Here is a 12083-nt window from a genome sequence, read left to right as displayed (position 1 = left end):
CGTGAGAATACTGTGCTCTACTTGATCTCACGGTTGCAATACCGAATAAACGTTAGATACGAGGAGAAAATCATGACCCGCATGCCAATGATCCAGCTTGAAGAGGCCACCGGAGTTCAGGAAACCCTGCTGTCGCAGGTCAAGAAGGGCATGGGCGTTGTGCCGAACATGACCAAGGCAATGGCGAACAGCCCGGCCGCCCTTAAGGGCTACCTTCAGCTCTCCGGCGCCCTCGCCGGCGGAGCCCTCGGCGCCAACACGCGGGAGCGTCTCGCCCTGGCCCTGGCCCAGGCCAACGAGTGCGACTACTGCCTCTCGGCCCACACCATGATGGGACCCAGCGCCGGCCTGAGTGCCGAGGATATCCGCGACGCCCGCAAGGCCTCCGCTTCGGACGCCAAGACCGACGCCATCTTGAAGTTTGCCCTCGCCGCCGTCGATAACCGCGGTGGGGCCACAACCGAGCAGGTCAATGACCTCCGCGCCGCCGGCGTGACCGATGAGGAGATTGGCGAGATTGTCGCGGTCATCGCACTGAACACGATGACCAACTTCTTCAACAGGATCGCGGACACCGACATCGAGTTCCCCGTCGTTCGCGCCTCGGAGCTCTAGGAACACCAGCGGCGATCCATCAACGTCGCCGACGCGCAAAGTACTGCGTAAAGGAGGTGGCCGGCAACCCGGCCTCCTCCTTCGCTGTTCAACTCCCCGGTGCCGCCGTCGTGCTGAAGCCGAAACCGAACCAGCCGCGGGCGAAGCGTAACAATCCCACCTTGTCTTCGGGGCGCTGAATTCCGGTGCGATAGTCGGCTACGGTTTGAGGGGGTCGCCATCAAACTTCCGCCGCGCCTTGGGCGGAGCCACGCTGGAATGAGCAGACCCTTGAGGGGCGGGCCATGGACCTCGATCTGAGGAAGCTGCGGTACTTCGTCGCCGTTGCCGAGCACGCAGGATTCCGGCGTGCGGCCGACGCCCTCCACGTTGCGCAGCCGGCCCTCACACGCCAGATCCGGTCGCTGGAGCGTGAGTTCGACGTTCAACTCTTCACCCGCACGGCGCACGGAAGCGCACTCACCCCCGCCGGCATCCAGCTCCTCGATGAGGCCAAGCCCCTGCTTGCCGCCGCCGCGGCCATCAAAGGCAGGGTCAGCCGAGCCGGCGCTGGCCCCAGGCTGACCATTGGATTCGCCCCCGGCATCCGCATCGCCCCGGTGATCAAGGCGTACGGCCGCCTGCACCCCGACGTCGCCATCGAATTCCTCAGCACCCCCGCCGACGACCAGACGCGCCTGATCCTGGAGGAACGCGTTGACGCCTGCTTTCTGCGGCTGCCGATAGCCCGGGATGGGCTGACGCTGCTTCCCCTCTTCGAGGAGCGCCACGTCGTCGCGCTTCCCGCCGGCCACCCGCTGACCCGCCGACATCGTGTGACAGTGCGGGATCTCATCGGACTTACGCTGCTGCAGGACCCCGACGGCGTGCCCGAGCTCCGTGCCATCAGTCCCGTCCCCCTCAGCCGCCGCGAACCCTCCCCGGACACCAGGGCCATTCCGGGCGTGGGAGTTGAAGACCAGCTCGAACACGTAGCGGCCGATCGCGGCGTCGTCGTCCTTCCGCAGTCGATAGCTGCGCTCTACTCCCGGCCGGGGGTCGTGTACCGCGCTGTCGACGGGCTTGCTTCGAGCTCGGTGGTGCTCGCGTGGGGCGCGGCCGGGGATACCGCGGAGGTGCGTCAGCTGACCGAGCTTGCGGTGGCGATGATGCGCCCGCACGAGGTCCATCGGGCGGTTTCCGGTTCGTCTTCATCGGCCCGGAACGCCCACGCGCGCTCTGCGTAACCGCCGTCCGGAGGCGGAGTGCATCGCCCTGGAACCCCGCCTCGGTGATGCCCCAGCGGCATAGCCTGCTCCCGAAACGGGTATTAGACGCGGCGCCGCCGCGGACCGAGGATGGGAGGGCAACGGGCCCGGCCTCGATACCGGGGCTGCCTGTCTCCACCTCATTGCATCGTTTAAGGAGCCGCAATGCAGTTCAGTGCCTCTGATACGGCAGTCCTTGTAACCGACCCTCAGAATGACGTCTTGCGTGAAGGCGGCGTCGCATGGGAGCTGATCAAGGACAGCCTCAAAGCCAACAACACAGTCGAGAACCTCGAAAACCTCCTGGGGACGGCGAAGGAGCGGGGCTACCTCCGGGTGATCTCCCCCCACTACTACTATCCGACCGACAAGAAGTGGGAGTTCGGCGGCCCGATCGAAACGATGATGCACGAGAGCAACATGTTCGCCAGGGTCGGCCCGCTCACCACTGAGGCGTTCGCCGGCTCGGGTGCGGACTGGCTGGAGTCACTGGCGCCGATCATCAACGACGGCGAGACGATCATCTGCAACCCCCACAAGGTCTTCGGTCCCGGAACCAATGATGTAGTCGTCCAACTTCGCAAACGCGGCATCAAGAAGGTGATTCTTGGCGGGATGCTCGGGAACCTCTGCATGGAATCACACCTCAGGGAACTGCTCGAAAGCGGCTTTGAGGTTGCTGCAGCCACCGACGCGACGGCATCCCCGGTCCATCCCGAACTGGGTGATGGCAACCTGTCGGCCCAAATCAGCTTCCGGTTCCTCGCAAATGCAGCACTATCGACGAAGGAGGCAGTTGCCGCAATGCAGGGCTGAGCGGCCAGCCGGATGTGCGGAGCAGGGGCAGCCCCTACGTATCTGCCCCTGCCCCGCTCGCGTCACTTAAGGGGCGTATTCGATTCATGGTTTCGCCGTTTTGGGTACCGCTGTCATGGGGCGTGCAGTTCTCACATGTAATCTGGTGGGCGACCGATACAAAGGAGATCCCCCACATCATGGCAACTGACTACGACGAGCCACGCGTCAAACCCGAGGACCAGCCGGCGAACGAATCGCTTGAGGCAATCCAGGCCCAGCGCAGCGCCACCACCCAGACGGCAGTCATCGACCTCGAAGAAGCTGAAAGCGCCGACGGTTTCGAGCTCCCCGGCGCGGTGCTCGTCAATGATGAACTGCTGATTGAGGTGGTGCCGGTCCAGGAGGACGAATTCACCTGCATGTCCTGCTTCCTGGTCCACCACCGCAGCCAGCTCGCCCGCGAGAAGAACGGCGATAGGTACTGCCGCGAGTGTGAAGGCTAGCCCTCGCGTTCCGGAGTGAGCATGCCGCAGCAACTACTGGCTGTAGCCCAAATGGGCTACAGCGGGGAGCGGCCGCGCATCTCGTTGTTCAGCCGCTGGGCGAGAGGGTCATACGGGACGCTGTTGGCGTCGTAACCGTCGAGCCAGATCAGCCCGCGGCCGTCCTCATTGTTTTGGACAAGGGTGATCGCGTACCATCGCCCGGCCGCGTTCTCCTCTGCCCATTGCTTCGCTTCGGACAGGATCGCACCGGAGATGTCGAATAGTTCGCTGTTGCTGCCGAACCCAGGGCCGACCCTGTCGAAAAAGTAAACGCAGTAGGAGTTGCGGTGCTCTTCCCACCTGCCGTCACCCTCGTATGCCGGAACAACTTCCATCCCCGCACCATACTCCTTCCGGGCGTGCCGCGCCGGTCCGTTCTGCTTGCGGCAGCGCCTTCTCTCGGTGGATGGACGACGCCGGGGCATCTGGCGCGGAGCCTACCGCCCTGATGGTTCAGGGGATGGCGCCGGGATCGGTTCTTGATCGAATCGTCACCGTTCAAGCGCCTAGGTCCTCCCCGCCGACTCCACGCGCCGGTTGAGCGGCACGATGTCCGACTCCGGCGGTGATATGGGCCGCCTCGATATGAGCCGCCTAAACGTCGCAGGGCGCGGGTACAGTAGCCGCATCCGCCCATCGATCGCTTGGAACGGGGAATCTCATGGCAACTTTCGCGCTCATCCACGGCGGCGGTTCCACTGCGTGGGACTGGCACCTCGTTGCCCAGCTCCTCGAGGGCGCGGGGCACGACGTCGTTGCCGTCGACCTTCCGATCGAGGACGACAACGCGGGCCTCGAGCAGTATGTCGCCACCATCGGGGCCGCTGTGGGCGCGGCACCGCACGTCATCGTCGTCGGACATTCCCTCGGCGGGTTCATCGCTCCCCTGGCCTGTGAGCAGCTCGACGCCGAAGGCCTCGTTTACCTCGCGGGGATGATTCCGTTGCCCGGTGAGAGCTTCGCCGACTGGTGGACGAACACCGGCCACGACCGCGAGACCATCGACGACGATCCTGACGTCGTCTACTTCAACGGTGTCCCTGACGCTCTTGCCCGCGAAGCGCAGGCGCGGGAACGGGATCAGCGCGGCGATTGGATGTCCCGGCCATGGCCGGCGGATCGGCACCCCGCAGTACCTACTCGGGCGATCCTGTGCTTGGAGGACCACCTCTTCCCGCCGCCTTTCATGAGGCGCCAGGTGCGCGAACGGCTGGGGATCGAGCCGGTTGAGATCGGCGGCGGGCACTATGCCACCCTCAGCCAACCGAATGCTGTTGCCGCTGCGTTGGTCGACTTCGCTGGGCAGTTGGCGGCAGCATCGTAGGAGAATATCCCCTGGCGCCGTTCTGTCCGGGCCCAGGTGAGCGACCACGGGCGGGATGCCCGACATGCCCTGCGGCCGGCTACCGCTTGACGTCGCTCCAAAAGCCCTGGCTGCGGTGCGCGGCTTCGAGGACCGCTCCGGCGTCCAGGGTGAGCGTCGACTCCGGAATCCCCAGTACTGGCCCTTCGACGGCGAGGATGAGTTCTCCGGCCGGCGGCAGCGGGTACAGCCACAGATCTATTGACCCGGTGATGGTGCTCTCGGTGGCCCCTGACTCCGCCTGCATCATCAGCACGGGCCCCCTGACGGGTTCCTGTCCGGCCCAGGGGACCGCATCCGTGGCGGACTTCCGTCCGCTGGCGTCCCGGATCCCGAAGCGCAGCGTCTGTCCGCTCCGTCGGTCCTGCCCCATCCAGCGGTCCAGCAGGGCGTTCCATTCGGCGTCGGATCGGGCGCCTCGGCGAAGCATCCAGCGAACCCGGATCGAGCACCCTGACGAGTAGGCCTCGAGGTGGGACACGCCCACGGATACGTCATCACCGCGCCATAGGAACCTGCCCTCGGGAAGGACGGCAGGCAGTTCATCGGAGGGTGGCCGCACCCAGTCCAGGTTCCGTTCGGCATGCCATGGCGGAGGCGGCGGGGGCTGCACGTCATCGAAGAAGCTCATCGCCCCAGTCTCACAGCGTTGTCAATGGGGTTCCCGCTTGCGCCTCCGAGGCCTTCAAGTCCGATTCGGCCACGTGGACTTGCTGTCCCCCGAGGAGCGCCGTGCGTTCTTCCTCGCCTCCCATTCTGCCTGGCGAGCATCCTGCCACTGATCGAACGTCATGGCAGGGGTGCCGGCGGGCAGATCTTCAAGGTACTTGTCGTACAGGTAGTTACTGCCGGAGACCGGCCCGAGCAAATCCTCGGTCAGGTCCTTGAGGGTGCTTGGGGTGATCGGCTCCGGGCCGGCGGCGTGGCGCAGACCTTGAGGAACTACCTCGAAAGCCATCGCGCAGCGGACGGGGAAAGCGCGCATCTCGCGTCAAGGTCCGCGGTAACAGTGGAGCTTAGGGGAATCGAACCCCTGACCTTTTCATTGCGAACGAAACGCTCTACCAACTGAGCTAAAGCCCCTGATACCGAACACTGTAGCGAACGGGGGCCAGCACCTGCCACTCCAGCTCCCCGGCCTGCTGGAGATCTGCCCCACAACGATCCGTCGGCGGGCAGGAGTAATCTTCTTCTCATGCCCGGCACACCACCTGCACCACCTGCGCCCGCTCTCCCCTCCGAAGATATCCGCCCCTGGCCGGCCCTGTGGTCCCTTGTGATCGGCTTCTTCATGATCCTCGTCGACTCGACGATCGTCTCCGTGGCCACCCCTGCCATCATGGACGGGCTGAACGCCGACATCGACAGCGTCATCTGGGTTACCAGCGCCTACCTGCTCGCGTTCGCGGTGCCCCTCCTTATCACCGGCCGGCTCGGCGACCGGTTCGGCCCCCGCAGAATCTACCTCCTTGGCCTTGTGGTGTTCACGCTCTCAAGTGCCTGGTGCGGATTCGCCGATTCGGTCGGCTCCCTCATCCTTGCGCGGGTTCTCCAAGGTCTCGGCGCGGCCCTCATGACCCCCCAGACAATGGCCGTCATCACCAGGATTTTCCCGCCCGAGCGGCGCGGCTCAGCTATGGGCCTGTGGGGCTCGGTCGCAGGCTTCGCAACCCTCGTCGGACCGATCATGGGCGGCCTGCTCGTCGATTCGCTGGGCTGGGAGTGGATCTTCTTCGTTAACGTTCCGGTGGGAGTGCTCGGGTTCGTGCTTGCCTACCGGCTGGTACCCCGCCTTGGCACAACCGCCCGCCGCTTCGACCTACCAGGGGTGTTCCTCAGCGCAACCGGCATGTTCTGTCTGGTCTTCGGCATCCAGGAGGGCGAAACCTACCGCTGGGGAACCATCGCCGGACCGGTGTCCGTGTGGTCGCTCATCATCACCGGGCTGCTGCTTCTGACTGCATTTGTCCTGTGGCAGCGCTTCAACCGGGGCGAGCCACTGATTCCGCTCAAGCTGTTCCGGGACCGCAACTTCTCCCTCGCCAACACGTCGATTTCGGCGATGGGCTTCTCGATCACCACCATGGCGCTGCCGCTGATGCTCTACGCCCAGAATGTGCGCGGACTCAGCCCCACACAGGCGGCCCTGCTCCTGACGCCCATGGCGGTAATTTCCGGCGTCCTCGCCCCATTCGTTGGAAAGCTCGTCCAGCGGGGCAACCCCAAGTACATGGCCGTCTTCGGATTCGCCGGCATGTCGGTGTCACTGTTCTGGCTGGGGTCCCTCCTGTCCCCGGATGTTCCGCTCTGGCAGATTCTGCTGCCCGTCGCGCTGCTCGGGCTCTCCAGCTCGGGCATCTGGGCTCCGGTGTCGCTCACGGCAACCCGAAACCTCGCACCGTCCCTCGCCGGGGCGGGATCCGGGGTGTACAACACCACCCGCCAGGTGGGTGCGGTGCTCGGCAGCTCAGCGATCGCGGCGATGATGCAGTCACGCCTCACCGCGAATCTCGGCGCCGCCGGCGGCTCTTCCGGTGCCGGCGGTGCACTCCCCGAATCGGCACAGGCAGGGTACTCACTGGCGATGGGGCAGGCGCTGTACCTGCCTGCGGCCGTGATCATCATCGGCGTGGGCGCGGCGCTGTTCTTCGCCAAGCCCCAGCCCAACAACACGTGGGCGGGGGACGCCGCCGCACGAGGGGTCGCCTCCCCCAAAACCCTCCACCCCTAGGGTGGTTGCCTCCATCAACCACCGGTAGGCTTTCGCCATGGCTGATGAAACCGTTGACCCGAACAGCACCGACGCCCCTGCAGAGGTGAAGGAGGTGACCGACGACTTCGTAACGCGCACCCACACCACCCCGGCCGGCCTCGAATACACCACCACCACCGGACGCCTCGTGCTGCGCCGGGAGGAGATCAAGGACGGCAAAGCCACCGGCTTCAAGCCCAAGGCCGAAATTTTCATCGTCGCCTACACCCGCACCGGCCAGCACTCCGGGCGGCCCGTCACCTTCGCCTTCAACGGCGGGCCAGGATCCTCTTCGGTCTGGCTGCACCTCGGGCTGCTCGGCCCGCGGCGGGTCGACTCCGGCGACGTCGGCAGCATGACCCCGCCGCCCTTTGGGCTTGTGGACAATCCCGAAACGCTGCTGGAGCACAGCGACCTCGTCATGATCGACCCGGTCAACACCGGATTCTCCCGCGTCGTCGAAGGCGAGAAGTCGGACGAATTCCACGCCTTCATCGAGGACCGGGACCTCGTTGCCGAAGTGATCCGGCTGTGGACCACCCGCAACAACCGCTGGCTCTCGCCCAAGTACCTGGTCGGGGAGTCCTACGGCACGCTGCGGGCGGTCGCCGTCGCCGGCCGCCTGTTCGACGCCTATGGCATGGCCGTCAACGGGCTCGGGCTCATCTCAACAGTCCTGAACCTGTCAACCCTCCGCTTCCTCCCCGGCAGCGACCTCCCCTACGCGCTCCACCTCCCGACCTATGCAGCGATCGCCCACTACCATGGCCGCCACCCCGGACGGGAGCTCTCGGACGTAGTGCGCGAGACCGAGGAATTCGCGGGGGGCGCGTACGGGCATGCGCTCACCCAGGGCAACCGCCTCACCGCCGATGAGTACGACGCCGTCGTCGCGCGGCTGGGCGCGCTGACCACACTGGATGAGGGGTTCATCCGCCGCACCAACCTGCGCTGGGGCTACCACGAGTTCGCCGCCGAGCTGCTCCGCGCGGAGGGGCTCGCAGTTGGAAGGATCGACGGGCGGTTCACGGCACGCCCGGAGAACCTGCAGGCGTCGGATTCCTGGGACGACCCAAGCATGCGGGCAATCACCGGACCGTACGCCGCCGCAATGAACCACTATGTCCGGGCCGAACTCGGCTATGAGAACGACCTCCCCTACGAAATCCTCACCGCCCGGGTGCAGCCATGGAGCTACCGGACGTTCGAAGGCGCTCCCGTCGACGTCGCGGGTGTGCTTGAGCGGCTCCTGGTCCACAACCCGGGCCTGCGCGTCCACGTGGACTACGGGTACTACGACGGCGCGACCCCGCACTTCGCGGCGGAGTATGTGTGGGCGCATATGTCCCTTGACGAGCAGATGAAGGCGCGCTTTTCGCACCACTTCCACGAGGCCGGACACATGATGTACCTGAACCCGGAGGCGCGGCACGCACAACTTGAGTCCCTGCGCCGATTCGTGGCCGCACCGCTTAACAACGGAGATAGTAAGTAGTATTAGTAATACCGCCGCGGAGCCGCGGCCGTCGTCGAAAGGAACGTCGTGCTTAAAAGAATCCTCTGGGCACTGGTGCCCGTCATCGCCTCCAAACTGCTGCAGAAGCGGCGCCACGGAGGCACCATCAACCGCGCCGACAAGACCCGCTACCGGAGGAACTTCGGCCGGTAGGCCGAGAGCCGCGGCGGGCACTGCGGGGGGTTAATTTGGGGAGAAGTGAACCCAGGCTCCGATGATGAAGGTGCTGCCCGCCGCGAAGGCGAGGCCCAACTCGGCCAGGATCCCGAGCCCCGTGGCTTTGAGCGCCTGGGCGCTTGAGGCGAGCGCCGGCCTGACACTGCGCTGGCGCAGGTATTCGCTCGCGAACAGGCCCGCCGCGAAACCGATGAACAAGCCGACCACCGGGATGACGAACATCCCCACCACGCCGGCCAGCAGCCCGATCGTCACCGAGCGTCCCGGGATACGCTGGCGTTTGAGTGTCCGCCCGGTCAGGACCAGGCCGGCGAGCAGGCCCGCGACGGCGAACAGCGAGCCGACCGCGAAGACCACCCATCCCACTGGATTGTTCAGGGTGACAGCCCACAACAGCAGCGATCCGATGATGAGGATGCTGCCCGGCAGGACCGGGAATACGACCCCGGCAATTCCCACCGCAATCAGCAGCCCGGTCAGCACTGTCACGATCGCCTGATACTCCATGAAGCAAGTCTCGCACCTGCCGGCGGCCGCGTTGACATGGAGTTCCCCCCTCCGGCCTGCAATACTAAGGGAACTTAGTTAAAAGCGAGCCCTGCAACCAGGAGGACCAATGAGTACGCCAGTAACAGGGAACGGTGACGAGGGCGCCCAGCGTCCCCGCGGCGGGCAGAACCCCCACCGTGACGCGGGCGACGCGAACGCGGCCGGCGCAAGCAGCATCGGGGAAGCCCCGGCTCCCAGCGATGAGGACACCGCTACGCGCGAGCACACCCGCGCAGTGCCCGTGACCCACACCAGCGATTCACGGAACCACCGGCTCGACCCGGACGACGACGGCCACCGCGACCGCAACGACCGCCCCGCCGTCGACGGCGACGCCGTTCCAGCGGCAGCGGACCGCCGGGCCCTGCACCAGCGGGAGAAGGAAGAGTTCGGCGGAATGAAGTTCGGATCGGCGTTCTTCGGCTGGCTTACCGCAACGGGGATGGCCGTTCTGCTGACCGCACTCCTCGCCGCGGCCGGGGCCGCCTTCGGTCTTTCGACGAACACCAACCTGAACGAGGCGGCCGACCAGGCATCCAACAACGCCCAGACGGTCGGGCTCACCTCGGCCATCGTGCTGCTTGTCCTGCTGCTGATCTCCTACTTCGCCGGCGGCTATGTGGCAGGCCGCATGGCCCGGTTCGACGGCGCGAAGCAGGGCCTTGCCGTTTGGCTCTGGGCCGTGATCATTGCCGTGGTGGTGGCGATCCTCGGTTTGATTGCCGGAAGCCAGTTCGACATCCTTGCAAACCTGAACAGCTTCCCCCGGCTGCCGATCAATGAGGGCGACCTGACCACAAGCGGAATCATCGCCGTCGTTGTCGCTGCCCTTGCCGCCCTCATCGGGGCGGTGCTCGGAGGCCTGACCGGCATGCGCTACCACCGCCGCATCGACCGCGCGGACTTCGACGAGCATTCACGCCGCTGAGTCCACACCCGCGCAGCAACCGGCCCCGGTTCCCACGATCGTCTCGTGGAAACCGGGGCCGGTTCATTTTGGCGGTGCCGCGCGGCGACCGGCTAGGGCGAGGGCATTCCGCCGTTCACGTTGAGTGTCTCCCCGAGCACGTAGCTCGACTCGGATGAGGCAAGGAACACGTAGGCTGGCGCAAGCTCGGTTGGCTGTCCCGCCCTGCCCAACGGGGTGCTTTTCCCGAACTCGGGCAGGGCTTCCTTCGGCTGACCATCGGAGACCTGCAGCGGCGTCCAGATGGGCCCGGGCGCCACAGCGTTCACGCGGATGCCTTTCGGCGCCAACTGCTGTGCCAGGCCCTTGGTGAAGTTATTGATCGCGGCTTTCGTGCTGGCGTAATCAAGCAGGGTCGGCGACGGCTCGTAGGCCTGGATCGACGTCGAATTGATGATCGAGGAGCCCGCCGGCAGGACTTTCAGCGCCTCGCGCGTCACCCTGAAGAACGAGAGGATGTTCGTTTGATAGGTGTGCTCGAGCTGCACATCGGTGAGTTCCTCGAGTGATTCCACCGCAATCTGCTTGGCCGCATTGTTGACGAGGATGTCCAGGCCGCCCAGGCCGGCAGCGGCTTCCTGCACCACGGACTTGCAGTATTCGGGGTCCTTAAGGTCGCCCGGGAGCAGCACGCCCTTGCGCCCGCTGTCCACGATCAACTTCAGGACTGTCTCAGCGTCGGCCTGCTCCTCGGGGAGATAGCTGAGGGCGACGTCGGCGCCTTCCCTGGCGAAGGCGATGGCAACGGCGGCTCCGATGCCCGAGTCGGCTCCGGTAACCAGGGCCTTGCGGCCCTCAAGGCGCCCCGTGCCGCGGTAGGAGGTCTCGCCGCGGTCGGCGTGCGGGGCCAGGTCGCGGTCAAGGCCGGGCTCGGGCTGGTCCTGCTTCGGTGGTGAAATGCTCTCGAAGCGGGTGACTGGATTCTGGAACGTGTATTGGTCGGTTGCCGATGGCGAATTTTCGGGGCTCATGCAGTCCTCCCTTGCCGGATGTCCCCGGGGCCGGAAGGCCCCGGGCCAGGCCGTCCACGTGGAAACTAAGCCTACTTATCATCCTATGCGGCCCTTTTGATCCGAAGCAAGGGCGCCTAGAAGACGGCAGAGAAGAAACCCGCTCCGACGCTCAGAATGAGCGATATTACGAGGACCCAGACGATGGGAGTGCGGTATTTGGCAATGAATCGCATGATGAACCCATTCTAGGGGCGTCCGGCCGAACGCCGGTGCGTGGGCCGGCGCTAATCGGGGACACACCCAGTCTTTACACAGGAATCTCCCGTAGAGTTGAGAGCATCCGTGGGGTTTTCCCCCAGTTCGAGGCTGGGAAGCCGACCCCAACACCAGGGATACTGATGAGCGTTACCACCCCAGCTCGAAAAGTCCGGATTTCAAAACCGAACGACGTTGTCGCCTCCTACTCGGTCCTGCTCAAGCAGGTTCGAAAAGAGGGGCTCCTGAACCGCCGCCGCCGTTTCTATGTTGCGGTATTCGTTCTGCTGAGCCTTGCAATGGGTGCCGCGTGGACAGGTTTCGCGCTGCTGGGCGATACGTGGTT

The 12083-nt window shown here is 65.3% G+C and carries 14 protein-coding genes, 1 tRNA gene and 1 pseudogene; 10 read left to right on the top strand and 6 right to left on the bottom strand.

Annotated features, from left to right (window positions below; genetic code table 11):
* Positions 1–72 precede the first annotated feature (72 nt).
* The 4 genes from AC4D2R_RS16800 to AC4D2R_RS16785 all read left to right on the top strand — a co-directional run bounded on the left by AC4D2R_RS16800 (position 73) and on the right by AC4D2R_RS16785 (position 3163).
* Positions 73–615, top strand: a complete 543-nt coding sequence (locus tag AC4D2R_RS16800; RefSeq protein ID WP_490900533.1) for a carboxymuconolactone decarboxylase family protein — start codon at positions 73–75, stop codon at positions 613–615.
* 284 nt (positions 616–899) lie between these two features.
* Entirely contained in the window at positions 900–1841 is a 942-nt protein-coding gene (locus tag AC4D2R_RS16795; RefSeq protein WP_490941246.1) for a LysR family transcriptional regulator, read from the top strand.
* Positions 1842–2027: 186 nt separating this feature from the next.
* Positions 2028–2678 (top strand): isochorismatase family protein, encoded by a 651-nt coding sequence (locus AC4D2R_RS16790; protein WP_490941245.1) that lies wholly within the window; start codon positions 2028–2030, stop codon positions 2676–2678.
* A gap of 179 nt (positions 2679–2857) precedes the next feature.
* A complete protein-coding gene (locus AC4D2R_RS16785) occupies positions 2858–3163 on the top strand; it encodes a DUF4193 domain-containing protein (protein WP_490900530.1) in 306 nt (101 codons plus the stop codon).
* 56 nt (positions 3164–3219) lie between these two features.
* Here the strand turns inward: AC4D2R_RS16785 and AC4D2R_RS16780 are convergent, their stop codons facing one another.
* Entirely contained in the window at positions 3220–3540 is a 321-nt protein-coding gene (locus tag AC4D2R_RS16780) for a hypothetical protein (RefSeq protein ID WP_490941244.1), read from the bottom strand.
* Between the two features lie 326 nt (positions 3541–3866).
* Between AC4D2R_RS16780 and AC4D2R_RS16775 the strand changes: the two genes are divergently transcribed.
* Positions 3867–4529, top strand: coding sequence for an alpha/beta fold hydrolase (locus tag AC4D2R_RS16775; protein ID WP_490941243.1), 663 nt, complete (start codon positions 3867–3869; stop codon positions 4527–4529).
* Positions 4530–4608: 79 nt separating this feature from the next.
* Here AC4D2R_RS16775 and AC4D2R_RS16770 read toward each other — a convergent pair whose 3' ends face one another.
* The 3 genes from AC4D2R_RS16770 to AC4D2R_RS16760 all read right to left on the bottom strand — a co-directional run bounded on the left by AC4D2R_RS16770 (position 4609) and on the right by AC4D2R_RS16760 (position 5651).
* Positions 4609–5199 carry a hypothetical protein gene (locus tag AC4D2R_RS16770; protein ID WP_490941242.1) on the bottom strand — a complete coding sequence of 197 codons (591 nt, stop codon included), beginning with the start codon at positions 5197–5199 and terminating at the stop codon, positions 4609–4611.
* Between the two features lie 54 nt (positions 5200–5253).
* Positions 5254–5526: a hypothetical protein gene (locus AC4D2R_RS16765; RefSeq protein ID WP_490941241.1), complete on the bottom strand. Its 273-nt coding sequence runs from the start codon at positions 5524–5526 to the stop codon at positions 5254–5256.
* Between the two features lie 52 nt (positions 5527–5578).
* Positions 5579–5651: transfer RNA gene (locus AC4D2R_RS16760), tRNA-Ala, on the bottom strand.
* A gap of 112 nt (positions 5652–5763) precedes the next feature.
* On the opposite strand from AC4D2R_RS16760, the gene AC4D2R_RS16755 reads away from it, so the two are divergent.
* Genes AC4D2R_RS16755 through AC4D2R_RS16745 form a run of 3 tightly spaced genes read left to right on the top strand, consistent with a single transcriptional unit; the run spans position 5764 to position 8989 of the window.
* Positions 5764–7299 (top strand): DHA2 family efflux MFS transporter permease subunit, encoded by a 1536-nt coding sequence (locus AC4D2R_RS16755; protein ID WP_490941240.1) that lies wholly within the window; start codon positions 5764–5766, stop codon positions 7297–7299.
* A 37-nt stretch (positions 7300–7336) separates the two neighbouring features.
* Positions 7337–8815 (top strand): S10 family peptidase, encoded by a 1479-nt coding sequence (locus AC4D2R_RS16750; protein WP_490941239.1) that lies wholly within the window; start codon positions 7337–7339, stop codon positions 8813–8815.
* A 48-nt stretch (positions 8816–8863) separates the two neighbouring features.
* Positions 8864–8989: a hypothetical protein gene (locus tag AC4D2R_RS16745; protein ID WP_490900518.1), complete on the top strand. Its 126-nt coding sequence runs from the start codon at positions 8864–8866 to the stop codon at positions 8987–8989.
* Positions 8990–9019: 30 nt separating this feature from the next.
* Here the strand turns inward: AC4D2R_RS16745 and AC4D2R_RS16740 are convergent, their stop codons facing one another.
* Positions 9020–9520 (bottom strand): DUF456 domain-containing protein, encoded by a 501-nt coding sequence (locus tag AC4D2R_RS16740; RefSeq protein WP_490941238.1) that lies wholly within the window; start codon positions 9518–9520, stop codon positions 9020–9022.
* Between the two features lie 109 nt (positions 9521–9629).
* Here AC4D2R_RS16740 and AC4D2R_RS16735 point away from each other — a divergent pair, with 109 nt between their 5' ends.
* The gene (locus AC4D2R_RS16735; protein WP_490941237.1) at positions 9630–10490 is read left to right on the top strand and encodes a hypothetical protein; all 861 of its coding nucleotides are present in this window, start codon (positions 9630–9632) and stop codon (positions 10488–10490) included.
* A 92-nt stretch (positions 10491–10582) separates the two neighbouring features.
* On the opposite strand, the gene AC4D2R_RS16730 is transcribed toward AC4D2R_RS16735, so the two are convergent.
* Entirely contained in the window at positions 10583–11500 is a 918-nt protein-coding gene (locus tag AC4D2R_RS16730) for an SDR family oxidoreductase (protein ID WP_490941236.1), read from the bottom strand.
* Positions 11501–11880: 380 nt separating this feature from the next.
* Between AC4D2R_RS16730 and AC4D2R_RS16725 the strand changes: the two are divergent.
* A pseudogene (locus AC4D2R_RS16725) lies at positions 11881–12083 on the top strand (acyl-CoA desaturase); the annotation flags it as partial.

Source organism: Arthrobacter sp. TJ-217, assembly GCF_058269255.1.
Note: the sequence above shows the minus strand (reverse complement) of the source record. Positions and strands in the feature narration are given on the sequence as shown.

Bases quoted from the DNA above. Each gene is read 5' to 3' on its own strand.
- AC4D2R_RS16800 (WP_490900533.1), top strand. From the start codon at position 73: ATGACCCGCATGCCAATGATCCAGCTTGAAGAGGCCACCGGAGTTCAG.
- AC4D2R_RS16795 (WP_490941246.1), top strand. From the start codon at position 900: ATGGACCTCGATCTGAGGAAGCTGCGGTACTTCGTCGCCGTTGCCGAG.
- AC4D2R_RS16790 (WP_490941245.1), top strand. From the start codon at position 2,028: ATGCAGTTCAGTGCCTCTGATACGGCAGTCCTTGTAACCGACCCTCAG.
- AC4D2R_RS16785 (WP_490900530.1), top strand. From the start codon at position 2,858: ATGGCAACTGACTACGACGAGCCACGCGTCAAACCCGAGGACCAGCCG.
- AC4D2R_RS16780 (WP_490941244.1), bottom strand. From the start codon at position 3,540: ATGGAAGTTGTTCCGGCATACGAGGGTGACGGCAGGTGGGAAGAGCAC.
- AC4D2R_RS16775 (WP_490941243.1), top strand. From the start codon at position 3,867: ATGGCAACTTTCGCGCTCATCCACGGCGGCGGTTCCACTGCGTGGGAC.
- AC4D2R_RS16770 (WP_490941242.1), bottom strand. From the start codon at position 5,199: ATGAGCTTCTTCGATGACGTGCAGCCCCCGCCGCCTCCGCCATGGCAT.
- AC4D2R_RS16765 (WP_490941241.1), bottom strand. From the start codon at position 5,526: ATGGCTTTCGAGGTAGTTCCTCAAGGTCTGCGCCACGCCGCCGGCCCG.
- AC4D2R_RS16755 (WP_490941240.1), top strand. From the start codon at position 5,764: ATGCCCGGCACACCACCTGCACCACCTGCGCCCGCTCTCCCCTCCGAA.
- AC4D2R_RS16750 (WP_490941239.1), top strand. From the start codon at position 7,337: ATGGCTGATGAAACCGTTGACCCGAACAGCACCGACGCCCCTGCAGAG.
- AC4D2R_RS16740 (WP_490941238.1), bottom strand. From the start codon at position 9,520: ATGGAGTATCAGGCGATCGTGACAGTGCTGACCGGGCTGCTGATTGCG.
- AC4D2R_RS16735 (WP_490941237.1), top strand. From the start codon at position 9,630: ATGAGTACGCCAGTAACAGGGAACGGTGACGAGGGCGCCCAGCGTCCC.
- AC4D2R_RS16730 (WP_490941236.1), bottom strand. From the start codon at position 11,500: ATGAGCCCCGAAAATTCGCCATCGGCAACCGACCAATACACGTTCCAG.